This window comes from Aurantimonas sp. 22II-16-19i, assembly GCF_002088275.1.
Lineage (GTDB): Bacteria > Pseudomonadota > Alphaproteobacteria > Rhizobiales > Rhizobiaceae > Jiella.
Genome location: NZ_AQQS01000002.1, coordinates 322710 through 347285 on the forward strand (window position 1 = coordinate 322710; position 24576 = coordinate 347285).

At 68.4% G+C, this 24576-nt stretch carries 34 protein-coding genes; 26 read left to right on the plus strand and 8 right to left on the minus strand.

Features of this window, described 5'->3' with window-relative positions; genetic code table 11:
• Positions 1 to 130: 130 nt before the first annotated feature.
• Entirely contained in the window at positions 131 to 1357 is a 1227-nt protein-coding gene (locus ATO4_RS04090) for a DUF6030 family protein (protein ID WP_139802235.1), read from the plus strand.
• Here the strand turns inward: ATO4_RS04090 and ATO4_RS04095 are convergent.
• From ATO4_RS04095 to ATO4_RS04115, 4 genes are all read right to left on the minus strand, one after another.
• The gene (locus tag ATO4_RS04095) at positions 1322 to 2398 is read right to left on the minus strand and encodes a hypothetical protein (RefSeq protein ID WP_139802236.1); all 1077 of its coding nucleotides are present in this window, start codon (positions 2396 to 2398) and stop codon (positions 1322 to 1324) included. The genes ATO4_RS04090 and ATO4_RS04095 overlap by 36 nt on opposite strands.
• A gap of 590 nt (positions 2399 to 2988) precedes the next feature.
• Positions 2989 to 3609, minus strand: a complete 621-nt coding sequence (locus tag ATO4_RS04105) for a DUF1254 domain-containing protein (protein WP_083590122.1) — start codon at positions 3607 to 3609, stop codon at positions 2989 to 2991.
• The gene (locus tag ATO4_RS04110) at positions 3602 to 4186 is read right to left on the minus strand and encodes a DUF1214 domain-containing protein (protein WP_083590123.1); all 585 of its coding nucleotides are present in this window, start codon (positions 4184 to 4186) and stop codon (positions 3602 to 3604) included. Before ATO4_RS04110 ends, ATO4_RS04105 begins: the two co-directional genes overlap by 8 nt.
• A gap of 33 nt (positions 4187 to 4219) precedes the next feature.
• Positions 4220 to 6391, minus strand: a complete 2172-nt coding sequence (locus ATO4_RS04115; protein WP_245308552.1) for a PBP1A family penicillin-binding protein — start codon at positions 6389 to 6391, stop codon at positions 4220 to 4222.
• 185 nt (positions 6392 to 6576) lie between these two features.
• Between ATO4_RS04115 and ATO4_RS04120 the strand changes: the two genes are divergently transcribed.
• From ATO4_RS04120 to ATO4_RS04135, 4 genes are all read left to right on the plus strand, one after another.
• A complete protein-coding gene (locus tag ATO4_RS04120; RefSeq protein WP_083590125.1) occupies positions 6577 to 7107 on the plus strand; it encodes a YcgN family cysteine cluster protein in 531 nt (176 codons plus the stop codon).
• 160 nt (positions 7108 to 7267) lie between these two features.
• Positions 7268 to 7846 (plus strand): hypothetical protein, encoded by a 579-nt coding sequence (locus tag ATO4_RS04125; RefSeq protein ID WP_083590126.1) that lies wholly within the window; start codon positions 7268 to 7270, stop codon positions 7844 to 7846.
• A complete protein-coding gene (locus tag ATO4_RS04130; protein ID WP_083590127.1) occupies positions 7833 to 9191 on the plus strand; it encodes a terminase family protein in 1359 nt (452 codons plus the stop codon). The genes ATO4_RS04125 and ATO4_RS04130 overlap by 14 nt, the downstream gene beginning before the upstream one ends.
• Before the next feature lie 371 nt (positions 9192 to 9562).
• On the plus strand, positions 9563 to 10684 hold the full coding sequence (locus ATO4_RS04135; protein ID WP_083590128.1) for a phage portal protein: 1122 nt from the start codon (positions 9563 to 9565) through the stop codon (positions 10682 to 10684).
• A gap of 172 nt (positions 10685 to 10856) precedes the next feature.
• Here the strand turns inward: ATO4_RS04135 and ATO4_RS04140 are convergent, their stop codons facing one another.
• A complete protein-coding gene (locus tag ATO4_RS04140; protein WP_083590129.1) occupies positions 10857 to 11102 on the minus strand; it encodes a hypothetical protein in 246 nt (81 codons plus the stop codon).
• A gap of 2 nt (positions 11103 to 11104) precedes the next feature.
• Positions 11105 to 11821: a S24 family peptidase gene (locus ATO4_RS04145; protein ID WP_139802237.1), complete on the minus strand. Its 717-nt coding sequence runs from the start codon at positions 11819 to 11821 to the stop codon at positions 11105 to 11107.
• Positions 11822 to 12076: 255 nt separating this feature from the next.
• On the opposite strand from ATO4_RS04145, the gene ATO4_RS04150 reads away from it, so the two are divergent.
• The 3 genes from ATO4_RS04150 (at position 12077) to ATO4_RS04155 (ending at position 13166) form a co-directional block, all read left to right on the plus strand.
• Positions 12077 to 12385: a helix-turn-helix domain-containing protein gene (locus tag ATO4_RS04150; RefSeq protein WP_083590131.1), complete on the plus strand. Its 309-nt coding sequence runs from the start codon at positions 12077 to 12079 to the stop codon at positions 12383 to 12385.
• Positions 12382 to 12504 (plus strand): hypothetical protein, encoded by a 123-nt coding sequence (locus tag ATO4_RS28625; protein ID WP_280940476.1) that lies wholly within the window; start codon positions 12382 to 12384, stop codon positions 12502 to 12504. The genes ATO4_RS04150 and ATO4_RS28625 overlap by 4 nt, the downstream gene beginning before the upstream one ends.
• Positions 12505 to 12653: 149 nt before the next feature.
• Positions 12654 to 13166 (plus strand): hypothetical protein, encoded by a 513-nt coding sequence (locus tag ATO4_RS04155; RefSeq protein WP_139802238.1) that lies wholly within the window; start codon positions 12654 to 12656, stop codon positions 13164 to 13166.
• Here ATO4_RS04155 and ATO4_RS04160 read toward each other — a convergent pair.
• Complete coding sequence (locus ATO4_RS04160; RefSeq protein ID WP_083590133.1) at positions 13144 to 13410, minus strand: hypothetical protein; 267 nt, start codon at positions 13408 to 13410, stop codon at positions 13144 to 13146. The genes ATO4_RS04155 and ATO4_RS04160 overlap by 23 nt on opposite strands.
• A gap of 153 nt (positions 13411 to 13563) precedes the next feature.
• Here ATO4_RS04160 and ATO4_RS04165 point away from each other — a divergent pair, with 153 nt between their 5' ends.
• The 18 genes from ATO4_RS04165 to ATO4_RS04240 all read left to right on the plus strand — a co-directional run bounded on the left by ATO4_RS04165 (position 13564) and on the right by ATO4_RS04240 (position 23865).
• The gene (locus tag ATO4_RS04165) at positions 13564 to 13815 is read left to right on the plus strand and encodes a hypothetical protein (protein WP_083590134.1); all 252 of its coding nucleotides are present in this window, start codon (positions 13564 to 13566) and stop codon (positions 13813 to 13815) included.
• Entirely contained in the window at positions 13812 to 14660 is an 849-nt protein-coding gene (locus tag ATO4_RS04170; RefSeq protein WP_083590135.1) for a ParB N-terminal domain-containing protein, read from the plus strand. The genes ATO4_RS04165 and ATO4_RS04170 overlap by 4 nt, the downstream gene beginning before the upstream one ends.
• A gap of 158 nt (positions 14661 to 14818) precedes the next feature.
• Entirely contained in the window at positions 14819 to 15124 is a 306-nt protein-coding gene (locus tag ATO4_RS04175) for a hypothetical protein (protein WP_210191014.1), read from the plus strand.
• Complete coding sequence (locus tag ATO4_RS04180) at positions 15121 to 15342, plus strand: hypothetical protein (protein ID WP_083590137.1); 222 nt, start codon at positions 15121 to 15123, stop codon at positions 15340 to 15342. Before ATO4_RS04175 ends, ATO4_RS04180 begins: the two co-directional genes overlap by 4 nt.
• Positions 15339 to 17597 (plus strand): DDE-type integrase/transposase/recombinase, encoded by a 2259-nt coding sequence (locus ATO4_RS04185; protein WP_083590138.1) that lies wholly within the window; start codon positions 15339 to 15341, stop codon positions 17595 to 17597. The genes ATO4_RS04180 and ATO4_RS04185 overlap by 4 nt, the downstream gene beginning before the upstream one ends.
• Before the next feature lie 84 nt (positions 17598 to 17681).
• Positions 17682 to 18440 carry an ATP-binding protein gene (locus ATO4_RS04190; protein WP_245308553.1) on the plus strand — a complete coding sequence of 253 codons (759 nt, stop codon included), beginning with the start codon at positions 17682 to 17684 and terminating at the stop codon, positions 18438 to 18440.
• Entirely contained in the window at positions 18437 to 19054 is a 618-nt protein-coding gene (locus ATO4_RS04195; RefSeq protein WP_083590140.1) for a hypothetical protein, read from the plus strand. The genes ATO4_RS04190 and ATO4_RS04195 overlap by 4 nt, the downstream gene beginning before the upstream one ends.
• A complete protein-coding gene (locus ATO4_RS04200; protein WP_083590141.1) occupies positions 19051 to 19440 on the plus strand; it encodes a transcriptional regulator in 390 nt (129 codons plus the stop codon). The genes ATO4_RS04195 and ATO4_RS04200 overlap by 4 nt, the downstream gene beginning before the upstream one ends.
• Positions 19433 to 19678, plus strand: a complete 246-nt coding sequence (locus ATO4_RS28220) for a hypothetical protein (RefSeq protein WP_245308554.1) — start codon at positions 19433 to 19435, stop codon at positions 19676 to 19678. The genes ATO4_RS04200 and ATO4_RS28220 overlap by 8 nt, the downstream gene beginning before the upstream one ends.
• Positions 19675 to 19902: a hypothetical protein gene (locus tag ATO4_RS28225; protein WP_245308555.1), complete on the plus strand. Its 228-nt coding sequence runs from the start codon at positions 19675 to 19677 to the stop codon at positions 19900 to 19902. The genes ATO4_RS28220 and ATO4_RS28225 overlap by 4 nt, the downstream gene beginning before the upstream one ends.
• Positions 19899 to 20600, plus strand: a complete 702-nt coding sequence (locus ATO4_RS28230; protein WP_245308556.1) for a helix-turn-helix domain-containing protein — start codon at positions 19899 to 19901, stop codon at positions 20598 to 20600. Before ATO4_RS28225 ends, ATO4_RS28230 begins: the two co-directional genes overlap by 4 nt.
• A complete protein-coding gene (locus ATO4_RS04210; RefSeq protein WP_083590143.1) occupies positions 20597 to 21280 on the plus strand; it encodes a DUF3164 family protein in 684 nt (227 codons plus the stop codon). The genes ATO4_RS28230 and ATO4_RS04210 overlap by 4 nt, the downstream gene beginning before the upstream one ends.
• A 10-nt stretch (positions 21281 to 21290) precedes the next feature.
• On the plus strand, positions 21291 to 21620 hold the full coding sequence (locus ATO4_RS04215; RefSeq protein WP_139802239.1) for a hypothetical protein: 330 nt from the start codon (positions 21291 to 21293) through the stop codon (positions 21618 to 21620).
• Complete coding sequence (locus ATO4_RS04220) at positions 21617 to 21889, plus strand: hypothetical protein (protein ID WP_083590145.1); 273 nt, start codon at positions 21617 to 21619, stop codon at positions 21887 to 21889. The genes ATO4_RS04215 and ATO4_RS04220 overlap by 4 nt, the downstream gene beginning before the upstream one ends.
• Positions 21886 to 22566, plus strand: coding sequence for a hypothetical protein (locus ATO4_RS04225; protein ID WP_083590146.1), 681 nt, complete (start codon positions 21886 to 21888; stop codon positions 22564 to 22566). The genes ATO4_RS04220 and ATO4_RS04225 overlap by 4 nt, the downstream gene beginning before the upstream one ends.
• Positions 22563 to 23003: a hypothetical protein gene (locus ATO4_RS04230; RefSeq protein WP_083590147.1), complete on the plus strand. Its 441-nt coding sequence runs from the start codon at positions 22563 to 22565 to the stop codon at positions 23001 to 23003. The genes ATO4_RS04225 and ATO4_RS04230 overlap by 4 nt, the downstream gene beginning before the upstream one ends.
• Positions 23000 to 23638, plus strand: a complete 639-nt coding sequence (locus tag ATO4_RS04235; protein WP_083590148.1) for a regulatory protein GemA — start codon at positions 23000 to 23002, stop codon at positions 23636 to 23638. Before ATO4_RS04230 ends, ATO4_RS04235 begins: the two co-directional genes overlap by 4 nt.
• Positions 23638 to 23865: a hypothetical protein gene (locus ATO4_RS04240; protein ID WP_083590149.1), complete on the plus strand. Its 228-nt coding sequence runs from the start codon at positions 23638 to 23640 to the stop codon at positions 23863 to 23865. Before ATO4_RS04235 ends, ATO4_RS04240 begins: the two co-directional genes overlap by 1 nt.
• A gap of 29 nt (positions 23866 to 23894) precedes the next feature.
• Here ATO4_RS04240 and ATO4_RS04245 read toward each other — a convergent pair whose 3' ends face one another.
• Positions 23895 to 24479: a hypothetical protein gene (locus ATO4_RS04245; protein ID WP_083590150.1), complete on the minus strand. Its 585-nt coding sequence runs from the start codon at positions 24477 to 24479 to the stop codon at positions 23895 to 23897.
• Positions 24480 to 24576: the final 97 nt, after the last annotated feature.

Genomic DNA, 24576 nt, shown 5'->3' on the forward strand with positions numbered 1-24576 from the left:
GCGGATTTCGACGTCGACCGTCATGCGCCTTCGGATCCTCCGGCATGCAGCGGCGCGGTCGGCGGCCCGCAAGCCGGAAACGGGAACCGGGGCGACGGGACCGGCGAGATCGGTGAGACCGGCGCCCCGGATGGCTCGTGCCGCCCTTGCGACCTTTGCGGCGAAGACCTCTGCCGGCTTCGCGGCCGCACTGGCCAGAACGCGCAAAGCCAAGGGCGAGAACCGCATCGCCGGGACGATGGCCAGGCTTCGGCGGCAGGCGAGGGCGGCCACCGGAGCGATCCCAGGGGCTGCCGGTCGGCTGAAGCAGCGCGTGGGGAAGCCGGGGGAGCGGCGGCGCCTGGCCTTTCCGCCGCAGGGCGTGCCGGAAGCGCAGCGCGGTGCCGGTCCGGCCTGGGAGGCGCCGGTGGCCGCGGCGACGCCGGCCGAAAGCCGGTTCAAGCTCGCCGAGGTTCTGGGGCTCGCGACCCGCCTCGGTCTCGTCGCCCTCTTCATCGCCGGCGGCCTTGCGGTGATCCTGCTCAACACGCCGGCCGGCGAGGCGATCGGCGACAGGCTGAAGCGGACGGCGCCGACCGGCTCGGTCTTCGATGCGCCCTTCCCGTCAGCAGCCGGCGAGGAGCCGCCGGAAGAACCGGGCGCGAGCGCCGCGACGAGCGGACCCGTGCCGAAGGTCGCGCCGATCGCCTCGCCGCGGCTCCTGAGCCCGCCCGTCACGGCGACGGCGGAAGACTTCGTGCGCCTCGCCATGGTCGACCCGAAGCGCGTCTGCCAGGCGATCGATCCCGGCGACGGCATCATGGCGTGGCACGAAAGCGCGCTTTTGACGGGACAATGGGAGTGCTTCGCCACCGCGACGGCTTCGGGCGAAGAGGTGGCGCCCGAACCCGATTTCGAGGACGCTCCCATCGACGATGATCCCGATGTGGTGGCCGAGCCGGCGCTTCCCGATGTGCCGCAGCTCTTCGTCATGGCGCGGGGCCTCGAACGCGACGCCCTGACCAGCGTGCGGATCAAGCTGGTCGCCGACGGCGCGGCCAAGGCGAAGCGCGGCGCGAAGCGGCTGGCGGCCCTGACAGCGGCCCTGTTCGACACGCTGCAGTGGCGGGCGCCGGACGAGCTGTTCGGCAAGCTGGAAAAGCTGGAGGATTTCGAGCTCGTCCAGGCCGGGACGCGGTTCCGCTTCAAGCGCGAGCTCAGCCAGGGGTGGCAGTACAACCTGATCGTGCTGTTCCCGAACTACGTCAAATATCGCCAGGCCTCGGCGTTCCAGACGCCCAAGCCCGAGCCGTCCGACGGGGACGCTGCGATGGAAGAGCCCTCAGGACCTTCGGCCGTTCCCGGCGGCGAGCCCTGACGGGAGGTTCCGCCGCCGCCCGAAGGCGGCCGGGCGGCCTTGCGTCGCCGGCCGCAGGCCGGCGCCTTCGGCGTGGAGCGGGCGGTGCTTCGCCCGGGTGCCGACGTTGCTGAGCTTGGCCGACGCGCCGGCCTCGAGGCCCAGGGCCTCCTGACACGCCGTTTCCGACACGTCGTCGTAGAAGCGTCGCAGCGCCCGGAAGGCGTCGACGTCGCGGCCGGCGGTCGCGTGGACGAGCAGCACGACCGTCATCGCGTCGGCGGCCGACAGGCCGAGCAGCTTGAGCGCTGTGGCCAGCGCCCGGCCGTCCGAGCCGATGGGAAGCGTCGCGGCGATCTCCGGCGAAAGCTGGAGGCGGTCGGCGATCATGCGGATGGTCCGCTCGGGGCTGCCGCTTCGGGCCTCCTGGAGGAGATCGGCGATGGAGCTGGCGGGCCGGGCGGGCGCCGCGGCCCGAGGCTCGGCGGGCGGCGCGTCGGCCACGGGTGCGGCGGCCAGTGGCGCATCGGCCTGGGGCGCGGCGCGGCGGGGCTTGACGCGGGCGAGGGCCAGCAGGGCGTCGCGTGCCGCGGCGGCGCTGGTGAGGGGCGGCCGGGTATCGTCGCCACCGCCGGGAGCGACGCGGCGCGGCGCCGGTGGCCGGCTGGACGTCGCCTCGGCGGCGGCCGTGTCCGCAAGGTGAGGGCTGGCCGCATCCGGGGCCGTCCCACGATCCTCGGGCGAGGCGAGTGCGGCGGCGTCCTCGCCCGTCAGGCAAGGGCTCGAGAACAGGAAGGGCGCGGAGATCTCCGGCGGTTCCGCCAGGAGGAGCTCGACGACGGCGCGGGGGACATGCGGAGACGGGGCGAGGGCGATCGCCAGCTGCTTCCTGGTCGCTGCCGGCAGTTTCGACCAGATCGACGTCATGAGATGGGAGAAATCGGCGATACGCGCCGGGGCCGGCTGACGGACCTCGAGAAAATCGGCGACGGCCGCCTTGGCGATGGTGTCGAAGGCGCTCCGCCCGTTGCGGGTCTCGAGCGTTCGAAAGATGCGTGGCATCCGGTCGGCCATGACGCTCCGCTGAACTCTGTTCACGCCGCGCACAGCAGTCATCGCTCCGGTCAAGGATCCCGCAGCTCGCGTGAGCCGGGGTCGATAACGGGGGGTTACGGAGCGTTGCGGCTGCGTCACGAAAGGGTGATTTCGAAGACTTTGGATAGGTTTACGCAAGATTTCTTAGCAAGCTGTTAACTGTGGGACGGTGTCCTCTGAGCATGTCGGGCGAGCTGCCTGTCCCTGGGGAACGGCGAGCGGCGTGGGAGCGGTGGGTGACAGCATGGGAACGATCGTGATGTTCGATCCGGGGGGGCGAACCGGCCCGGTTCCCCGGGCACGGGGAGATCACCGGCAGCGGGGCGCGGTCGTCCTGATCCTGCCCTGCATCCGCCACGGGCGGATCGAGGCGCGGGGGACGCCAGCGCGGCGGGCGGCCGGGAGCGACCAGGCGGGGGCGCTGCGGGAGGCATCGCAGGCTCGCCACCTCTGCCAGGCGTCCGCGGGTGTGCCTGCGGCGATCTGAGACTTGGCCGATTCCGGATCGCTGCCCGGATCGCCCCTGCACGACAGATGGGACAGGAGGCGGCCCGGCTCTATCCGGCGCGCGGAATGGCATTGGTCGAGACGGCGTCGTCCGTCGGCGACACCTCGCAGGTCATCGACGAGACGAAGGCGTCGACGGCCGGTCGCTTGCTCTCCTCGTCGACGAGGACGCGGATCGTCATGTAGCCCTCGGTCATCTCCACCTCGACCGGGATCTGGGTCTCGGGCTCGTTCTCGGCGGCCGCCTTGTCGACGAGCTGGTCCTTCGTCCCGACCAGGAGATCGAAGGCGTTCGCGACGGCCGAGCGGTCGTTGATGCTGTAGAGATTGTCGCCGCGGCGGTCGTAGATGGACGCCGACCAGAAGGCCGGATCGTTCTGCGCGGCGCGGATGCGGACCGGGCCGTCGGCGAGGGAGAAGCGGCAACCGGCGGTGACGAAGGCGGGATCGACGAAGGCGAAGTCGCCGGCCGGCGCGTCGGCCGAGGCGAGGACCGAATCCGGCGCGCTGTCGAGGGCCGCGACGCGAACCAGATCGTCGATCTTGCCGAGTTCGGCCAGCCGGCCCCAGGCGTTGCGCCGGGCGACGTCCGGCATGGTGAAGATCACCGCGATGTGGACGAGGCCGGCACCGACGACGCCGATCAGGAGAGCCAGAGCGAGCTTACCCATCGAGGCAGTCTCCCCGCCGGATCGAGGGCAAAGCGAGGCTGGAGGCGCCGCTGGCGGCGCTCGCCGGGGTGTCGTAGAGCGCCAGCATCAGCGTCATCGGGCCGGTTCCCGAGGTGGCGAGCCAGTTGCCGGCCATGGTCCGCGGCCCGACGGCGATCTTGAAGGCGTTGTCGTCGTCGCGCATGAGATTGTTGGAGGTCAGCCAGCCGGGACGCCCGGCGCTCGGCCGGATCAGCTGCCCCTCGGGCTGATAGGCCGCGAGGGTGAAGATGCGGGCCGGCGGGGTGGTGCCGGCGATCACGTAGCTGCATTCCCGGCGCAGCGGGCGGCCCGCCTCGTCGGCGTTGCTGCGGAACTGGATGCCTTCGCCGATGCCGAGGGTGAGATTGCCGAGAACGGCGAGCCGCGCCTTGGAATAGGGATCGGCGTCGGGCGCGCCGGCGAAGGGCGTCGCCTGCCACTGACCGACGACGACGGTGCCGATCTCGGACGAATGGTCGACCGCCCAGCGCGCCGACCAGCCGCCGAGATAGAGGGCGATCGTGATCGCGATCATGACGAGGAGGGTAAAACGCATCGGTTGGACTTCGCCGTGGCTTCGAACGCGCGGCTACTGCGCGCGGGCGGTGACGGCGGCCCCGCCGCTGCCGCTGCCGGACGCCTCGGCGGAGGCCAGCTGCTCGGCCTCCAGCGGCTTCATCGCATCGAGCCGGTCGGCGATGTCGGAGAGGACGTCCTGGGTCTTCTTGCCGAGGGTCTCGGGCGGAGCCGGCCGGACCCCGTCGCCCTCCGCATTGGCGACCTTGGCGCTCTCGGCCGGGAAGGGATCGTCGAGATAGGGGATCGGCTTCAGATCGATGTGCTGGTGGGCCGCCTCCATGAAGCGCTGCCAGGTGAGCGCCGGCAACGAGCCGCCGGTCAGCCGGTTGGTCGGAGCGAAGCTGTCGTTGCCGAACCAGACGGCGCCGACATAGTTGCCGGTGTAGCCGACGAACCAGCCGTCGCGATAGGACTGGGTGGTGCCGGTCTTGCCGCCGACCCGGGTCATGGTCAGCTGCGCCTTGCGCGCCGTGCCCCGTTCGCTGACGCCGACCAGCATCTCGTTCATCGACTTGGTGGCGTCTTCGGAGAGGATGCGCTGGCGCGGCGGCATGTCGTTGCGGGCGTCCCAGACCACCTTGCCGGTGCCGTCGGACAGCTGCTGAATGGCGTGGCGGTTGGGGTTCATGCCGCCATTGGCGAAGACGGTGTAGGCGGTCGCCTGGTCCATGACGGTCACCTCGCTGGTGCCGAGCGCCATGGTCTTGTCGCCGCGCAGGGGAGATTCTATTCCCATCGCCTTGGCGGTCGCCACCGTGTTGTCGAACCCGACCTTCTGGTAGAGCTTGACCGCCGGCACGTTGAGCGAGCGGGCCAGCGCATTGGCGAGGGTGACCCTCCCGGCAAAGGACCGGCCGTAGTTCTGCGGCGACCACTTGCCGATGGTGATCGGGCTGTCGACGATCGTGTCCGTCGGCTTCATGCCCTGCTGCATCGCCGCCGCATAGACATAGACCTTGAAGGACGAGCCCGGCTGGCGGAGCGCCCGGGTGGCGCGGTTGAACTGCGAGACGCCGTAGTCGCGGCCGCCGACGATCGCCCTGACGCTGCCGTCGGCGGACAAGACCACCATCGCCGCCTCGCCGACGTCGTAGGTCTTGCCGAACTGGCGCAGATTGTATTCCACCGCCTCGTCGGCGAGCTTCTGCAGATCGAGGTCGATCGTGGTGCGGGCGACGAAGTTGTGCTGCGTCAGCCCCTTGGCCTTGGCGATGCGTTGCACCTCCTCGAAGGCGTAGTCGAGGAAATAATCCGGGGACGGGGTCGAGGAGCGGTCGATCGCGGTCGCCGGATTGCGCCGCGCGGCGATCACCTGGCCTTCGGTGAGGAAGCTCGCCTGGACCATGTTGGTCAGGACTTCGTTGGCGCGGGCTCTCGCCGCAGGCAGGTTGATGTGGGGCGCGTATTTCGCCGGCGCCTTGAACAGGCCGGCCAGCATCGCCGCCTCGGCGAGGGAGACCTCGCGGATGTTCTTGCCGAAATAGAACTCGGACGCCGCCGCCGCACCGAAGCTGCCGCCGCCCATATAGGCGCGGTCGAGATACATCGCGAGGATCTGGCGCTTGGAGTAGTGGGATTCCAGCCAGAGCGAGAGGAAGGCCTCCTTGATCTTGCGATCGAGGCTGCGTTCGTTGGACAGGAAGATGTTCTTGGCGAGCTGCTGGGTGAGGGTCGAGCCGCCCTGCACGACGCCGCCGGCCTGGGCATTGACCGTCATGGCGCGCATCAGGCCGAGGAAGTCGATGCCGAAATGATCGAAGAAGCGGCGATCCTCGGTGGCGAGCAGCGCCTTGATGAAACTGTCCGGCATCTCGTCGATGGGGACAGCGGCGGCGCGCAGGATGCCGCGCCGGCCGATCTCGTCGCCATGCTTGTCGAGAAACTGCACCGAATAGTCGCTCTCCTGCGGCAGGCCGTTCTTCGTCATCTTGATGGCCGGCTGGGCGAGGGCGAAGAGAATGACGAAACCGACGAGGCCGAGGGTGAGCCCCTCGCAGGAGAGTTCGACCAGCACCCGGTTGAAGCCGCGGGCGCGGAATTTCCGCGAGACGATGGTGACGCCTTCCCACCAGGCGGCGAAGGCGTGGAAGGCGCGCCAAAGGCCCGAATCGATCCAGGCGTCGACCTCGATGAGTCGCGAGGGCTGCCGGCGCTTCCGGGATTGATTCGTGTCGTTCTGCAAGGGCCAGCCCATCATTCTGCGCAACGCCCGCACGGAAGCGGGCCTTCAAGCCTGCCTCCCACTGGCGGTGCGGTCGATCATGGCCGCGACTTGTGCGGCCATCCATGACATCTTACGTCGTCCCTCACGCCTCTTATAGGCCGAAGGCACCGAAAAATCTTCAAAATTCACCGCATGGTTTCCCGATGAACGATGGCAGCGCCGATCACGATCCCGTGCCGTACTGGCGGGCGAAGAGCCTCGAGGAGCTGACGGGCGAGGAGTGGGAGCGGCTGTGCGACGGCTGCGGCCGCTGCTGCCTGAACAAGCTGGAGGACTGGGACACCGGCGAGATCGCCTGGACCAACGTCGCCTGCCGGCTGCTCGACGGCGAGAGATGCCGCTGCGGGCAGTACGAGACCCGCCACGAGGTGGTGCCGGACTGCGTCGGCCTGACGCCGGAGGCGGTGCGCTCGCTGACCTGGCTGCCGCCCTCCTGCGCCTACCGCCTGGTCGGCGAGGGGCGCGACCTCTACTGGTGGCACCATCTGGTCTCGGGCGACCGCGAGACGGTGCACCAGGCCGGAGTGTCCGTGCGGGGCCGCACGGTCAGCGAGGAGGGCCTGGCGCTGGAGGACTACGAGGATCACCTGGTGGAATGGCCGGGGGAGGACGAGGATGCGGCCGAGGCGGAGGACGAGGCGGACTTCGAGCCGATGCCGGAGAAGCAGATCTAAGAATAAATTCCTTGACTGCGTGACGGTGGTCGGGTAGGGTTCAGTCATCATCGAAAAATCAGTGGGCGGCACCGGGATACCGGGGCCGCCTTTTCGTTTCCGGGTCCGGGCGGTCGCGAGGCCGGGTCGGGTGCGGGACGCATGCGGGTTCGAGGCGCGGATGGCGGAACTCTTGTCGGACCGGCTGTTCGCGCTGTTGCTGCGCGAGGTGGAGCGCCTCGAGGTGGGGGCGGAGGACGATCATCCCGCCATCACGGCGCAGGGACAGACACCGGGGCCGGCACCGGGACCGGACGTCGTCGCGAGCCGCAGGGAGAGCCGCGGCGCGCTGAAGGGCCCGGCCGCCGGCAGGCCGACGCCAGTCGGCGCCAAGCCGGCCGCGGGGCGGGGCGGCTTCAAGGAACGGGCCGACGCGCTGATCCTCCTGACCCGGACGCTGGAGAAGCTTCTGGAGCTGCGCGCGCTGGAAGCCAGCGCCGGCGAGGACGACGAGGCGGAGACGCTGCGGCTGCGCGAGGCGTTCATGCGCCGGCTGCGGGCCCTCGATGCGCGGCGCGCCGGCGGGCCGAGGCTGTTCGGCGACGAAGCCGGGACGGGAGCGACGCCGGCGGCGGCGAAGGCGGCGACGGCGACGGTGGCGGGGGCGCGCGGACGGCAGGCGGGACCGAAGAGGGGCCTCAAGGCGCCGACGAAGGCGGGCGCAAAGCCGAACGGGCGAGGCGCCGATGGCGGCGCATAGCGCGGACGAGGACGAAGCCGAAGCCGCTGGCGGCGAGGACGCGGGGCCGCTGACCGAGGCGGAGTTCTGGGGCGAGACGGACGGCCTGATCTCCCGGCAGAAGGCCCGGGTGCTGGCCGGCGCGCAGCCGTCCTGGGCAATCACCGCGCGGCCCTCGCAACTGCCGCCGCCGGGCGACTGGCGGCAATGGCTGATCGTCGGCGGCCGCGGCTCCGGCAAGACCCGGGCGGGTGCCGAATGGGTGCGGGCGATGGCGGCCGGCGAGCCGCCCTTCGCCGACCGGCCGCACATGCGGATCGGGCTTCTCGCCGAGACGCTGGCCGACGCCCGCGAGGTGATGATCGACGGGGAGAGCGGGCTGCTGGCCGTCGCCGGCCAGCCGCGGCCGGTGTTCGAGGCGAGCCGGCGGCGCCTCGTGTTCGCCAACGGGGCGATCGCCCAGATGTTTTCCTCGGAGGATCCCGACGCCCTGCGCGGCTACCAGTTCGACCTCGCCTGGGGCGACGAGCTGGCGAAATGGGTGCATGGCGAGGCCTCGTTCGACAATCTGCAGCTGGCGCTGCGGCTGGGGGAAAGCCCCCGCGCGCTGTTCACGACGACGCCGCGGCCGATCCCGCTCCTGAAGCGGCTGATCGCCGATCCGCAGACCGTTTCGACCCACATGACGACGGCGGAGAACGCCGGCAATCTCGCGCCGGGGTTCCTCGCCGCGATGACCGAGCGCTACGGCGGCACGCGGCTCGGGCGGCAGGAACTGGACGGGCAGATCCTTGCGGCCCGCGAGGACGCGCTGTTCGACATCGGCCGGATCGAGCGGGAGCGCTGCGCGGCGCCGGACGAGTTGCAGCGGGTGGTGGTCGCGGTGGATCCGCCGGCGACCTCGACGGCGAAGTCCGACGCCTGCGGCATCGTCGCCGCGGGACGCGGGGCCGACGGGACGATCTACGTCCTCGCCGATGCGAGCCGCCGGCGCGCCAAGCCGCACGAATGGGCGGCGGCCGCGATCGGGCTCTATCAGGCGCTCGAGGCCGACCGCATCGTTGCCGAGGTGAACCAGGGCGGCGACATGGTCGAGGCGGTGATCCGGGCAGCGAGCCCCGACACGCCGTTCCAGGCGGTGCGGGCGACACGGGGCAAGTGGCTGCGGGCGGAACCCGTCGCCGCGCTCTACGAACGCGGCCGGGTGCGCCATGCCGGCCGGTTTCCCGAACTCGAAGACGAGATGGCGGATTTCGGGGCGGACGGCTTGTCCGGCGGGCGGTCCCCGGACCGGCTCGACGCGCTGGTCTGGGCGGTGAACGCGCTGGCGGGTGGCGGGGAGGCGCCGCGGATCCGGGGGCTTTAGGGGAAGGGCTGCGGGGGAGCGGTATGTGCCGGTTAGGTTTGTGCCGAGGCACCCCCCTCTGCCCTGCCGGGCATCTCCCCCTCAAGGGGGGAGATCGATCCCGCGCGAAAGTCGCTCCCTCACCGAGACAAGTCTGCTGCTGGCGCCAGCGTCGAAGGGGCTCCCTCACCGAGGGAAGCCTGCTGCTGGCGCTATCGTCGGAAGTGCGCAAGCGTCAACGCTGCCGATCTCCCCCCTGGAGGGGGAGATGTCCGCCCTTCGACTGGCTCAGGAGGACAGAGGGGGGCGCCGAAGGGCTCCCGCGCTGACAGGTGGCCGGCCGCGCAAATGGCCAGCTTCCCGAACGGATTCCAGAACATCGGAGCAATCGCATGGGACTTGCGGGAACGATCGCGGGCTGGCTGGGTGCGCCGCCACGGCCGCCGGGCGAGGGCGCTGGCGCGGCGGCGGGCGAGCGGAAATCTGCCGCCACGGTGGCCGGGACGCTGGTCTTCACCGGCGGCGACGACGGAGGATGGGTCGAGCGCTCCTATGCGGCGCTGGCGCGGGCTGGCTTCATGCAGAACCCGGTCGCCTATCGGTCCGTCAGACTGATCAGCGAGGCGGCCGCGGCGATCCCGCTGGTGCTTCACGACGGCGACAGCGAGGTGAGCGGGCATCGGCTGCTGGAGCTGTTGCGGCGGCCGAACCCGATGACCGACGGGGCGGCCTTCGTCGAGGCGATCTGCGGCCATCTGCTCCTCTCCGGCAACGCCTATGTGGAAGCAGCGCTGATCGACGGCGAGGTGCGGGCGCTGCATCCCCTGAGGCCGGATCGGGTGCGGCCGATCGAGGGCGCCGACGGCTGGCCGGAGGCCTATGAGTATCGGGCGGGGGCGAGCGTCCGGCGGATCGCGGCGGAGGGGCCCGGCGGCGAGCCGGCGACGATCCTGCCGCTGGCGCTGTTCCATCCGCTCGCCGACCATCGCGGCTTTCCGCCGCTGGGGGCGGCGCAGAACGCCCTCGACCTCCACAATGCCGCGGCGCGCTGGAACCGGGCCCTCCTGGAGAACTCGGCGCGGCCCTCCGGCGCCCTGATCTACAAGGCCGAGGGCGGCGGCAACCTGTCGCCCGACCAGTTCGACCGGCTGAAGAGCGAGCTCGAGACCGGCTACTCCGGCGCGGCGCGGGCCGGGCGGCCGCTGCTGCTCGAAGGCGGGCTCGACTGGAAGGCGATGGCGCTGACGCCTAAGGACATGGACTTCATCGAGGCGCGGAACGGCGCGGCGCGGGACATCGCGCTCGCCTTCGGCGTACCGCCGATGCTGCTCGGCATCCCCGGCGACGTCACCTACTCGAACTACGCCGAAGCCAACCGTGCGCTCTACCGTCTCACTGTGCTGCCGCTGGTGAAGCGGATCACCGGTGCGCTCGGCGCCTGGTGTAACGCGACAGATCAGGTGAGCCTGGCCGGGATTTTCCGGGATCAGGCGGAATTTGGCGGGAAAGTGTAGGCGGGGCGGGGCTTTGAGGGGAGATTGACGGGCAAAACGGCAAGGGCCGAGGCGTCAATTCAAATGCTCCCTCGGGGCGGAAATCGGCGCCGGGGGCGTCACTTCAAATGCTCCCGAAAACGCGGTTCATGAGCAGGGTCCGGGAGGAGCAGGCGAGCAAAAGTCGTTCGCGTCAGTCGTCGGCGAAGTCAGCGGGGAGCTGGCCGGCTCGGAAGAGGAGCTTCGGCTCCTCGAGCGTCTCGCCGGTCTCGTCGTCGGCGAGCTGCTCGAAGGCGACGGCGCCGGCGAAGCGATCGGCGATGCGGGTCGCCCGCCCGATCGCGGCCTCGGCGGTCTTTTCCTGGAACGTCTGGCCGGAAATGAGCCGGCGACCCTCTTTGACGAAGCCCTGGGCGACGAAATAGCTCTTGGCGGTCATAATCAAATCCCTCTCAAATGGCCGCGGACGCGGCCTGCGATACGCAGTTCGGGCAATTCGGACGGTGGAATAACCTCGTCGTCATAGCCCTCGTCCCGGTTGTCGCTGGACAGCTTCACTGTGCCGTCCCGCATGAGGCGGATGCGCTTGATGAGCGAGAGGCCGCCGTAGACGACGGCGTAGAGGCCCTCGTCGACCACGGAATCGATCGAGGTATCGACGATCACCCAGTCTCTGTCGGCGAGCGTCGGCATCATCGAGCGACCACGGACCCGGATGGTGGTCGCGAAGGCCGGGTTGACGCCGATTTCCCTCAAGTAGGCCGCGTGCATCGCGAAAAAGCTCTCGACGTCTTCGCTCTCCACCAGCGCGCCCGCGCCTGCGGACAGCTCGACGTCCAGACGCGGCAGCATGACTAAAGCGCCTTCGCGAAACGCTTCAGGATCAACGAGTTGCAGCATTGGAACGCCTCTGTGTTCCTGTTCCGTTCTGGCCGGAACATGACTCGTTTCTCTCCCAGAGTCACGCGCTGATTCGCCGACCTCCATGGGACCCTCGCCGGTGGCGAGCCATTCCAGCGATGAGCCTGCGGCCTCGCAGAGTTGCACCAGCGCGAAAAAATCGGGTCTCGATCGCCCGAACTTCCAGCTCGTGAGCTTTGCGACTGAAGCGCCTGCGAGCTTCGCGGCGGTTTTTTGATCTCCAATCTTGGAAATCAACGATTCCATCCGCTGCCCGAAATCATCACTGAAACTGGGAACTGGCTTCCCAGTTTCTTTTTTGGGGCGAGGCATCTGATAACCTACTGATAATCATGCAGAAAATAGCGTTCTCACTCTCAATCATGATTTTCTGAAGTGGGAACTCGATTTTCCGCTTTTCAATCATGATTAATCGAGATACGTTCTGCGTTGCGTTCGTAATTTTTACCCCAAAAAAGACCGGCTCTGCGAAAGCCGGTCCAAGGAGCATCGATGGCCAGTCCAGACGAGGAGTGGGACCGCTTCAAGATCAGGGCGGAAGTTCACCGCCGCGGCTCGACGCTGACCGAGATAGCGCAGCAGGCCGGCATCGCCGAAAGCTCCTGTCGCATGGCTCTAGTCGGCGCTTCTCGCGCCGGAGCCGAGGCGCTTTCCGCGTTCCTCGACGTTCCGCTGCCCAAGCTCTTCCCCGGTCTCTACCTCCGCGCTCGTCCCAACCAGCGCAAACCTAACCCGAAGAACCCCGCCCCGTCGCGGCAAAAGCGCAAGGCGGCGGCTTCCAGGGAAAGGGCATCCGCATGACCTGGCTGTCGGCGTTAACCACGGTCGTCACCAGGCCGGAAATGATCATGCTGGCGATGACCTACGGGCTCGGGATGATCGCCCTCAGCATCGGCCTCTGGTGGAGGGACCGGGCGTGAACTCTCCCTTCGCCAAGCTCCACCGCATCCTCGCCGAGATTCGTGACGGCGATCCGATCCTGCGCTCGCGGCTCGGCCGCGCCCGCATCGTCGAGGCGACGCTCGACCAATCCCCCCTCCCACCACCCGCCGCAGCTGAAGGAACGTCCATGAGCGAGACCAGCGACTTCATCGCGAAGTGCGAGGCTTTCGCCCGGGAGTTCCCCGCGGCGACCCTCAGCGCAAGCGATCCTACCGAAGCGGTGGAGGGGGCATTCTCTGCGGATCGCCACACGCGGCTCACCGGGCACCGCCGGATGAAGCTGATCGCCCGCCAGCGGATCGATCAGATCCTCGCCTCCGACCTCGCGGCGACGACGGCGGCGAAGGCTCGTGCCGAAGAAGAGGAGGAGAAGGCGCGGCATCGTGAGCTGCTCGAGAGCACCGTTGCCTCGATCATGGGCTTCGACAATGCCGCACGGAAGGAACCATCGGACACCCTGAATTCCAAGGACCCGGCGCTGGCCAGAGCCAGCGCCGGCCGTGAGACCGCTAAGCGCTTCGACAGGCCTGAGGCCGTGATGCTCGCAGGGCTTTATGGTCTCGAGGTTGCGGATGTGATCGCCGCCCAGGCCGTCGCGCTCGCCGTGTTGGCCGTTCTCAAGCCGCAGACTCACCGATGATTGGAGCGAACACTCCTCGGATCAAGATTTTCGCAGTGGGTGTGATCATGTCCATCGCGGCTGCTGCCTCGGCGGTTGTGGCTTTGCGATCGTCGAGCTGGCGCTCCAGCTCATCTCGCCATGCCCGCAGGCCATCCGTGCCCGTTCCGAGCTGTTCGCTCATCAGGACGTATAGCTGTCGGATCAGCATGTGCGTGGCGAGCTCCTTCGCGGCGAATGCCGCTGCGGCTTCCGCATTCATCATTTCTTATTCCCTCGGTTCGGTTGTTTGCGCGTCGACTATGAGGGAAACGCGCCACCTGCGTAAGTGGTGGGGCGACGGGGCTACCCGTGTTTCCTCCAGAACTGCGGACGGTTTCGCTTCGGCGGGCCGTCCGGCTTTTCGGACGCCCGATTCATGACGGCGGGCGAGTTCCTCAGCGCTTGCACCTCCTTTGCCCGTCGCCATCCGGCGGCGGTGCTGGAAATGGCCGCACCGGAACTCGCCGTCGATCCCAGAGCCTCCGCCCGTCACGTCCGCACCACGGTGCTCCAGGCCCGCAAGCGGATGATCACCACCGCCAAGCTGACACTGCGCACCGCGGCGATCGCCAGCGACGGCGCAGCCGATCCCGACCTCTTCACCACGCCAGAGAGACTGACCGCATGACGACGCATTCCATGATTTCCCTCGCCTCGATCGAGACCGAAGGCCGGCTTCGCGCCCTCGACCCCGTCTGGGTGAGCGTTCTGGCGGAGGAGTTCGCCCGCGACGGCCAAACGGACGCCATCCGCGTCGTCGCCCGCGGCAACGGCTTCAAGCTGGTGAAGGGCGCGCGCCGGATCGCGGCGGCCCTGCAGCTGGGCTGGAGCGAGATCGAGGCGCGCATCGAGCCGGAGGAGGCGCTTCCCGACGATGCCGCCGTTCGGCTCGCCGAGATCAAGAGCAACATGCTCCGGAGCGACCTGACGGCGCTCGATCGGGCCGTCTATGTCGCCGCCTGGTGCGAGATCTACCAAGGCGCCCAGCCGGCGCAAAAGCCGGGCCGCAAAAAGGCTGCCGAGGCCGCGCCGGAGAGTGATGAGGAATTGAGTACCAAGTTGGTACTCAATTGGACGGAGGCCGCTCAGCAGGCTCTCAAGATCGGCCGAATGGGGATATTCCGCTCCCTGAAGATCGCTAAGATCGAAGGCGATCTGCGCAGTCGGATTGCCCTTCATGCCATTGCCGACGTGCAGCGCGAGCTGCTGCTGCTCGCGGAACTGACGCCGGTCCGGCAGCGTGCCGTCGTCGATCTCCTGACCAGCGATCCTGCGAAGGCGACGAGCGTCACCGAGGCGCTGGCGCTGCTCGACCACGCGCCCGGCGCCAAGCCGGTTCCCGTTTACGAGCGGATGTATGAGCGGTTCGTCCGGCTGAAGGCGCCCGAGAAGGAAGCGTTCTTCGAGATGAACGCCGAGGCCATCGACGTCTGGCTCGCCAAGCGGGCGACCAAGCGCGGGCGGGCCGCCTGATGAGCCGCCGGCGCGACGCCCACACTCGCGACCTGTTCGCCGCGCCTGAGCCCGTCTCTGTCGGGTTCGGACCGGAGGTGACCGGCCGAGGCTCACTCGCCTCGCAGATCGCCCGGGTCGTTAGCCGGACGACGCAGGACGCGCGCGAGGAGGCCGGGATGACGCGCCGGCATCTGGCGGAGCTGCTGACCGTGAGGCTGGGCCGTCCCGTCTCGGAAACGTCGATCGAGAAGTGGGCGTCGGAAGCGGCTGAGGAGAACCGCATCCCGCTCGACGCCTTCATCGCCCTCATCGCGGAGACCAAGGGCTACGAGGCGCTCGGCTTCGTGCCCTCGCTGTTCGGCTACGCGGTGGTCGAGGAGAAGTATGTCGAGATCATCGAGATGAAGCAGATCGAGGATCACCAGCGGCTGCTCGATGCCCGCATGGCGACCCTCAAGGCCAAGGCGAGGGCGCGGACATGAAGCTCTCGCTCGCCAGCCAGATCGCCTGCGTGAGGCGCGAAATCGCCCAGCGCCGCAAGGTCTATCCGCGCCTCGTCGCGACCCGAAAGATGCGCCAGGTCGAGGCCGACCGGCACATCGAGGAGATGGAGGCGGTCCTCGCCACGCTGGAATGGCTGCAGCCCAACGAGGCGGCCATCCGAGCATTCGTCGAAGCACGGCGGGAGGCGCGGTCATGAAGGAATGGCTGACGGCGCAGGAGCTTGCCGGAGAGTGCCTGCCGCATCTCCCTTCGACGAAGCGGGGCATCAACGATCTCGCCATCCGCGAATCCTGGAACGAGCACCCCGCCTTTGCGCGTCCCCGGAAAGGCCGGGGCGGCGGGACGGAGTACCACATCCGGCTTTTGCCCGCGCTCGCGTCTCTCGAGTATCAGCGCCGCTATCTCCGGCTCGGCCTCGTCGACCTGCCGACCGCAGCGAATGACGAGGACGCGGTTCCTGCCTCCCGGCTGAGTGCCCGTGCGAGCCTGGAACGGGACGCGCGACTTACGATCATCAAGCACTTCGACAGCTTCCGATCCGGGCTGCGCCTCAACCAGCAAGGGGCGATGCAGGCCTTCGTCGACCGCTACAACGCGCGGACCCTCCATATCGAGGAGTGGGTCCTGGAACTGGTCGAGACGATCTCGAAGGGTTCGCTCAAACGCTGGATCCAGAAGCATCGTCGCGGGGCGCCGATCGGCGTCGATCGCGGCCTCGCCCGCAAGGGTACGGGGATCCTCGACACCGCCAATGGTGGGGCAGTGCGAGCGACCATTCTGGCGCTTCTGGCGGACAACCAGCATTTTACCGCGGAGCATATTCGGGACGTCGTCGAATCGGAGTTCGGGAAGACGCTCACGGTTCCGGGCAAGGCCGGCGACAAGACCGTCCCGCTGCCGCCGATCCGTGCCTTCCAACGGGTTTCGAAGGAGCTTCGAAGCTCGCAGGAAGTGACCTTGATGCGGGTGCAGAACCCGGATCGCTTCCGCTCGACGATGGCGCCGCGAGGCATCGGGACCCTGTCCTATGTCAGCGAGCCGAACCAGCTCTGGCAGATCGATGCCTCGCCGGTCGACGCGCTCTGCACCGACGGGCGGCACGCGATCTATGTCTGCCTCGACATCGCGACGCGGCGGATGGTGCTTTCCGTCAGCCGGACGCCCCGGGCGTCGGCCGTGGCCCTGTTGATCCGCAAGGCGATCCTCGCCTGGGGCGTCGCCGACAAGATCAAGACCGACAATGGCTCGGACTTCACGGCTCGCGACACCCAGCGCCTGTTCACCTTCCTCGGCATCGAGGTCGAGCTGTCGGACGCCTACACGCCGACCCAGAAGGCCCATGTCGAACGGGCGATCGGCGACTTCCAGAAGGATTTCGCGACGATGCTGCCCGGCTTTGTCGGGCACAACGTCGCCGACCGCAAAGCGATCGAGGAACGTCGCAGCTTTGCGGCCCGGCTCGGCACCAGCGACGAGGAAGCCTTCGGCGTCGCGCTCACAGGCGACGAGCTGCAGCGGGAGGTCGATCGCTGGGCAGCATTGCACCAGCACGAGCCGCATGCGGGCCTGAAAGGCCAGACGCCCTTTGCCGTCGCCGCCCGCTCGACCAAGCCGCCGCGGACCGTCAACGAGAGGGCCCTCGACCTCCTCCTGATGACCGTGCCGCAGGGCGGGACGCGCCGGGTGACGTCGAGCGGCATCCGGGTCGACGGCAACCACTACATGACGCCGGCCATCCTTCCCGGCACCGAGGTCCTGGTGCGGATGGACAGCGCCGATCTCGGCGTCGTCTACGCCTTCACGCCCGACGGCGAGTCGTTCCTCGGCGCCGGCATCTGTCCGGCCCTGTCCGGCATCGACCCGGCCGAGGCCGTGCGCGCCCTGAAGGCGATGCAGAACGAGATCACCTCACGCGGCGCCGCGGCGATCAAGGCGGAGATCCGCCGCCTGAAGAAGGGCGGTGCCTGGCACGAGCGCATCCTCGGCGTCCGGGAGGCGCGCGCGCCGAACGTCGTCGCCCTGCCGAAGCGCGGGGAGGCCCATGTCACGCCGCAGATCGCGGCCGCCCTTGAGGCGATGGATGCGGCTGACGACCGGCGCGCGCCGGTGCCAACGGATCCCCGCGTGGCGGAAGAGCAGCGCCGCCTGATCGCCGAGATGGCGGCCGCGGACGAGGCGGCGCTGTGGGAGCGCGGACGTGAGCGCTCGCGCCAACGCGAGGCGGAGATCGAGGCCGAACGGACGGCTCACCTGCCGGAGACCGTGCGCGCGCTGCCGGAATCGCCGCGCGCGAAATACGTCCGCATGGAGCTGCTGCGCCGCCGCATCGAGGCCGGCGAACAGGTCGAGATCGAGGATGCGATCCTTCTCGGCCGATACCAGGAAACCGCCGACTTCAAGGGCCAGCGCGACATGCACGAGGCCTATGGCGACGAATACCTCGCGCTCTGAGGCGCGACGAAAAAAAACGGCCCGGCGAAAATGCCGGGCCCGAAAAGACGGCCTGGAGGCCGCAAGTGCAACGCGGAGAGAATGATGAACATGACGCCCCACGTCAATCCACCCGTCAACAAGCCGGCGCCGCTCAGGAACGTCGCGGCCTTCACCAGCCTGATCAACCGGGTGGTCGACCGGCGGCCCGGCCTGCCGGGACTTGCCTGCTTCTATGGCCATTCCGGTCTCGGCAAGACCAAGAGCGCGATCTTCGGGGCGAACCGGCACCGCGCCGCCTATGTCGAATGCGGCCAGATGACGACGGCCCGCTCGTTGCTCGTCTCGATCCTGATGGAACTCGGCATGCCGAAGCCGAAGGGCACGGCAACCGACATGCTGAACGAGATCGTCGAGATCCTCGCTCGCGATCCGCGTCGCCCACTGATCATCGACGAGGCGCATCACATCGCCCACAAGGCGTTCGTCGACGTGGTGCGCGAGCTGCATGACAAGAGCGACGCCCCGATCGTGCTGATCGGCGAGGAGACGCTGCCGAAGCATCTGGAAGCCTATGAGCGCGTCCACAATCGGATGCTCGACTGGGTGGCGGCGGTGCCATGCAACGGCGAGGACTGCGTCATGCTGGCGCGGACCGTCGCGCCAAGGATCAAGATCGGCGCCGACCTTGCCGAAGAGATGCTGGCCGTCACGGCAGGCAATCCCCGCCGCATCGTCGTCAACCTCGCAAAGGCCGAGGAAGTCGCCGCGCGGGAGGGCATCGAGACGATCGATCTCGCAGCCTTCGGTGGGCGCGATGCGATCCTCGGTCTCAGGGCGCCGATGCCGAGGGCGGCCCGATGACGCACGTCCGGGAATCGAAGGATCTGCGCTCGAAGGTGGAGATCGCGCTGCCGAAGGGTGAGCCGGCCATCTGGGAGATGATCCAGAAGCTCGACAAGGAAGGGTCGTGGTCGACGGCCGACATCGCACGCTTCGTCGGCTCCTCGCCGAAGGTCATTCTCCATTACGTCGCAAGGCTGGACGCTGCCGGCTTCGTCAAGCGCGTCGGGCGATCGCAGGAACGCGGTACGCCGCATCTCTACCAGATCGCCCGGCCGAGCATCTTCGCGCCGCGGGTCTCCAGTTCCGGCGAGGTCCTGCCTGAGCTGATCATCGAGACGCTCTGGCGCACCATGCGCATGCTCAAGACCTTCCGGGCGGAAGATCTCGCCGCCTATCTCGCCGAGACCGGCCGGGCCCCGAACATCAAGTCGATCCGCGTCTATCTCTGGCGGCTGCATGGCGGCGGCATTCTCGCCCTGGCAGGGCCGCGCAGCCAGCGCCAGGAGCAGCGGTTCCGGCTCGTCCGGATCCCTGGCCCGCGGGCGCCGAAGATCCTCACGGCCAATGTCGTCTGGGATCCGAACCGGGGCGAGCAGCTGGGCACGGCGCAAGCCGAGGAGGTCGGGCTGTGAACCAGCGCCAGAGCTTCGAGGAAAAGACGCTCCTCGCCTGGGGCGACGATCGCCCGGACTGGATCGTCGAGCTTGCCCGCTTCGCGGATGCCGAAGGACTGACGGGCGCCGGCAAGCGGGTCGGCCGTCCGGCTTCCACCCTCAGCCAGACCCTCTCCAACACCTATCGCGGCGACGTCGGGAAGATCGAGGAGCGGGTTCGGGGGGCGCTGATGGCGCTCACCGTGGAATGCCCGGTCCTCGGCGAGATCGGTCGCGACCGCTGCCTCGACGAGCAGGGGAAGGACTTTTCCGGGACGAGCGCCATGCGCGCCCAGCTCTATCGGGCCTGCCGGTTTTCCGGCTGCCCCCACTCCAAGCATACGAAAGGAACCGACCATGGATAAGAAGCCCGCGCGCCTGTCGGCGCGCATTCGCGAGCTGCGGACGTTCTTCCGCGAATATGACCGCGCCGGCGTCGTCCTCGGCGGCGTCGCCGTCGATGCACTCTCCGAGCGCCTGCGGAACTTCGAGATCGACGCGGCGGACCTGGAGACCGGCACCCGGGTCGGTGCCGCAGCCGCCCGCCCCATGTCCGAGATCGCCCGGCGCTACGCCGGCACGGCGGCGGGAGCGGCCCGATGATCCCGTCTTCCGCGCAACCCGTCATCCGGCCCGCCGTCGACCGGATGCTCCAGGCCGAGGAGATCATCCGGGCGATGCGCCGGAAGATCATCGCCCCCAAACAGGCGACGCAAGCCGACGAGGCTCTGGTGGCGATCGACAACGCCATCGCCGAGCTCGTGGCAGCCCGCGTCGAGATCAAGGCCGGCCATCTCACCCGGGCTGCCGATCGGGTGGCGTCATGAACGCCATCCGGACCATTACGGCGGCGGTGGCGGATATCCGCGGTGTTGCCCTCGATGACATTCTCTCGGACCGGCGGTCGCAGCGTGTCGTGCGGCCGCGGCACGAGGCGATGTATTTCGCCAAGGTGCTGACACCGGCCTCGCTGCCGGCGATCGGGCGGCGGATGGGCGGGCGCGATCACACGACGGTCCTGTCGGGCATTCGTCGGGTCGAGGACCGGATCGCCTGCGAGGCCGGTTACGGCGACGAGATCGAGGCGATGGGCACGGCGATCCGCCAGAAGCTGCCCGCAACGGGACGGTTCGAGCTGGTGCCGCCCGAGGACGTCGACGTCGAGGGTCTGGCGGCTCGGGTCGAGGCCGCGATCGCCGCCGGCGAGCAGATGACGATCTACGCCGACCAGGTTGCGGCGCTGGCGGCGCAGGTCCTGCGGCTGGAGCAGCGGCTGGGTGCGGTCACCGCCGCGGCTGAGCAACAGCGGGCGGACCTCAGCGAGGAGCTGACCGAATACCGGGACGCGTTGGCGATCGCCGCCGCTTCCACCGAGGACAGCCCAGCCGTGCGCGCCGTCCTCGCAGCCCATCGGCAGTTCGAAAGTGACCGCTACAGCAGCCGCGAGCGCTTTGCCCAGCAGCAGCTCGACCGGACCTTGAAAGCCCTTCAAACGCACTTCGCAGCAAAGGACATCGCAGCATGAGCGCGACCGCAGCCACTCGCCCTGAAACCCAAACCACCGAGCCGAAGACGGTTCGCCCTGCCGGCGCGATTGAGGCCGCAGGCAAGGTGCTCTGGCCGGACTCCAAAGGGCGGTTCACGCCCGAGGAGATGATCAAGGCCGAGGACCGGATCGAGGACGAGATGGTCCGCAAGATCCTCGGCCATGCGCAGGAGCTGTCCGCGCAGATCGCCCGGTTCAAGGCCCACACCTTCGCCGACATCGGCGACTTCCAGGCGGTGCTCGACCAGGAGTATGGCGCTCAGAAGGGCGGCGCGAAGGGTAACGTGACGTTCCTTTCCTATGACGGCCTCCTGAAAGTGCAGGTCCAGGTCGCCGACCTGATCGAGTTCGGGCCGCAGCTGCAGACGGCGAAGAAACTGATCGACGAGTGCCTGAACGAATGGGCGGCGGATGCGCGGCCGGAGCTGAAGGCGATCGTCTTGCGTGCCTTCAACACCGACAATGCCGGCCAGGTGAACCGGACCGAGCTCTACCGGCTGCGGCGCTGGGACATCGAGGACGCGCGCTGGCAGCGAGCGATGCAGGCAATCGCCGACGCCGCCCGGGCCGTCGGCTCGAAGGAATATGTCCGCTTTTACGAGCGCGACACGCCCGAAGGCGGCTGGCGGGCCGTCACCATCGATCTGGCGAGTGCGTGAGGAGGCGGAGATGGCGATCGACACGGTCAAAGTCGCCGGTCTCATGGGCCGCATCGACGAAGAGCTTGCACAGGTCGGCCCGGTGCCGGCGATGAGCGATTACGAAGGTTGGCGCGCCCACCAGGGCGCCTACCGCAAGATCATCGACGGGCTGGTCGCCGAGGAAGGCGCTGCTTATCGCTCCGGCTCGGGTGACGGTTACCGTCTGGCCCTGGCCGGAATCGCGACCACCTGCACCGGCGGCGATGCCGGCCTGCTGCGCAACTGGGTCAACGCGGCCTCTCGCCGCCTGGCCGCAATGCAGGCCGCGTCGGCGTCGTCGGAAGGCGGTGCCGCATGAACGCCCTCCCTGCAGCTCGCATCCTCACCGAAGTGCCGCTCGCCAAGGGCGGCGGGAACCGCTCGATCGCTATCGACGCCGGCGGCGTCTGCCACGTCTTCACGGTCGAGGATCACCGCGAGGAGCACAAGCCCGAGCAGAGCTTCACGGCCGAGACGGCGCGGGAGATGGCGCGCCGGGTGCTTGCCGGCGACGAGCGGGCCCAGACCACCCATGACGTGCTGCGGATCCTCGCCGCGGCCGTGCTGGTAGAGGGAATGGTGGGATGAGCCAGCGCACCTGCCGCAAATGCGGCTGCCATGATCGCAGCGCCTGCTGGAGCGAAGAGTCCGGCGCGTGCTGGTGGGTGGAGGAGGATCTCTGCTCGGCGTGCTCCGGCGCGCAGCCGGGGGCGACGCGGGATTCACCTGCCGACCTGATCGAGGCCGGCTACCCTGGCGACGAGCTGCTGTACGGGCCCGTCGAGGATGGCGGTGAACTGCGCTGCCGCGAGTGCGGCATCAGCCACATTGAGCCAGGCATCGAGATCGACGGCCAGCCCCTGTGTTGGGCCGATGACGATATCTGCTCGCGCTGCCAGGACGTCCTGTTCAAGCAGCAGGAAGCGGATGCGGCGCGCTACCGGTATCTGCGGAATCGCAGCACCAGTTCGGCCGCGATCGCCGAGGGCGGCGTGTTCGGCGGCCAGATCCCGGACAACCTCATCCTCGGCGGCGAAGATCTCGACCGAGCGATCGACGCGGCAATCAGCCAGAGCGTCGGGCGCTACGGAGACACCCTGGAGCGGCGGTTGGCGCTTTGCCTCGCCGAGATCGTCGACGCGACGCTGCTGGAAGGCCGGGACGAGCCGGGCGGGTTTTCCTCGCCGCTGCAGATCCGGCTCGGCTTTTTCCAGCCGGAGATGGCGAACCGGGCGGCCGAGCTGCTGGAAGAGGTGGGACTATGACGCAGACCAAGGAATTGAAGAGCCTTCTTGATCGGCTCGAATGCGCCAAAGGCGCGGATCGGCAGCTCGACGAGGCGCTGATGGCGCTGCTCTACGTGAGAGGCCGAAAGCACATCGGAACTCAGGAGGATTCCGGGCCGGGCGGTCGATGGGTGCCCGTCGAGAATGACGTCTGGATCGACCCCGCGACCGACAAATGGGTGTGCACGGCCGCCCTCGATTTCACAAGCTCGCTGGACGATGCAGTCCTCTTCGTGGAGCGTGCCATCACGCAAGCGGAATGGGAGGTCCAATCCAAGACGCCTTCCCGCGACTTCTGCATGGCCTTTGTGCGCCTGAACGATCTGACGCGGGTTGCGGGCACGTGTGAAACCCCGGCGCTCTCGCTGATAGCGGCCACACTTGGCGTCATGATCCGCCGGGACGGTGGCTCATGACCGCGCTCGCGAAGATGCACGTCGCCAAGCGCGACCTCGGCCTCGACGATGACACCTATCGGGCTGTGCTCGTCCGGGTAACGGGCAAGCGCTCGTCGAAGGACATGACCGACCGCGAGCGCCAGGCGGGGCTCGACGAGTTCGTGCGGCAGGGGTTCAAACCGGCTTCGAAGCGCAGCGGAAAGGCAAACAAAGCCCTGTCCGGCCCCTACGCCAAGAAGGCGCAGGCGCTGTGGATCGCGCTGTGGAACCTCGGAGCGGTCTTCGACGAGCGCGACTCCGCGCTGCTCGCCTTCGTCGATCGGCAGACGGGCCTTCAGCGGACCGAATGGCTTCGTGACCCTGAACAGGGGAAAGCCCTCATCGAAGCGCTGAAGAAGTGGTGCGAGCGCGAGGGCGTCTCTTGGGTCATCTCTCGCAACCTGCCCGCCTTCGCCGCCCGCTCCGGCTACAAAATCGCTCGCGCGCAGTATCGCAAACTCTCTCCGCGCGACGAGAGCACCGCAGGCTTCTGGCCGGAGATTACCGCGATCCTCAAGCGGCCGCAGATCAGCGAAAAGCCGACCGACGCCGAATGGATCACGGTGATGAACGAATTCGGCAAGCGGATCCGCGCCGGAAAGGCAGGCGCCTGATGGCCCGCCGTCGCAAACTCCGCATCGTGGACCTGCCTGAGACCAAGGCCGCACCGATCGCCGCGCAGCTGGAGTTCGCGGGGCTCGTCGCCGGGTCCCACCTGCAAAGCCCCACCCGCTTGTGGGGGCGCAAGGCCGGCAGCTGGACCGGGCAGTTCGGCTACACCAACCCCGACGATCCGAAGGACAGGATCATCCTGACTTCGAAGGGGCTGCGCTTCGCATGAATGGCGGTCTTCGGCCCAGCTTCTGGCGCCTACTCAGCCGGCTGCACGATGCGGCCGCGTTTCCGCTCGACTGCCGCGGCCTCGATCTCGCTGACCTTCTTGAAATCGGTCCCGTTGAACTGGAGGAAGCTGCCGAGCAGCGTCGGCCAGAGACCGATGTGAAGGCGCTCGCTCCGGTCGAAGCCGCCGTCCTCGGTCGCATCGATGGCGTCGTTATAGGCCTTGGCATCAAGCGCCCGCAGGACAGGCGGTTCGTCGCCGGCGATCCTGATCATCTTCCCGTCCCACTGGCGGCGCTTCGCGTCATCCGGGGTTTCGGCTTCCTCGATCTCGGCCAGGAGCTGGTGGTAGTCGCGCTGCAGCGTCTGGTGGGTGCGAGCCGAGCCGCCGAAGTCCATCACGAGCTGCAGGGTGCCCACGATGGCGACGGCCGCGCCGATCGCCATCTGGGAAATGCCGAGGCTGGTCGTCAGATCTGCGATCGCAGCGGCGCCCAGCGCCACCACGATGAAGTTGAAGAACCGGTTCCACCATTCGAACTGCCGGCGACGCGCGGTGTGGTAGATCGCGTTCCGCAACACGTTGAACCGGATCACTTCCACAGACCTGGCCATCGTCAATCGTCCTTTTTGTCTCCGGACTCGCTCGGCTTGTTCGAGCCGGACTGCGATCCGCTGTCCTCAGAAGGGCTTTGCGTCGGTTGCGGTTGCC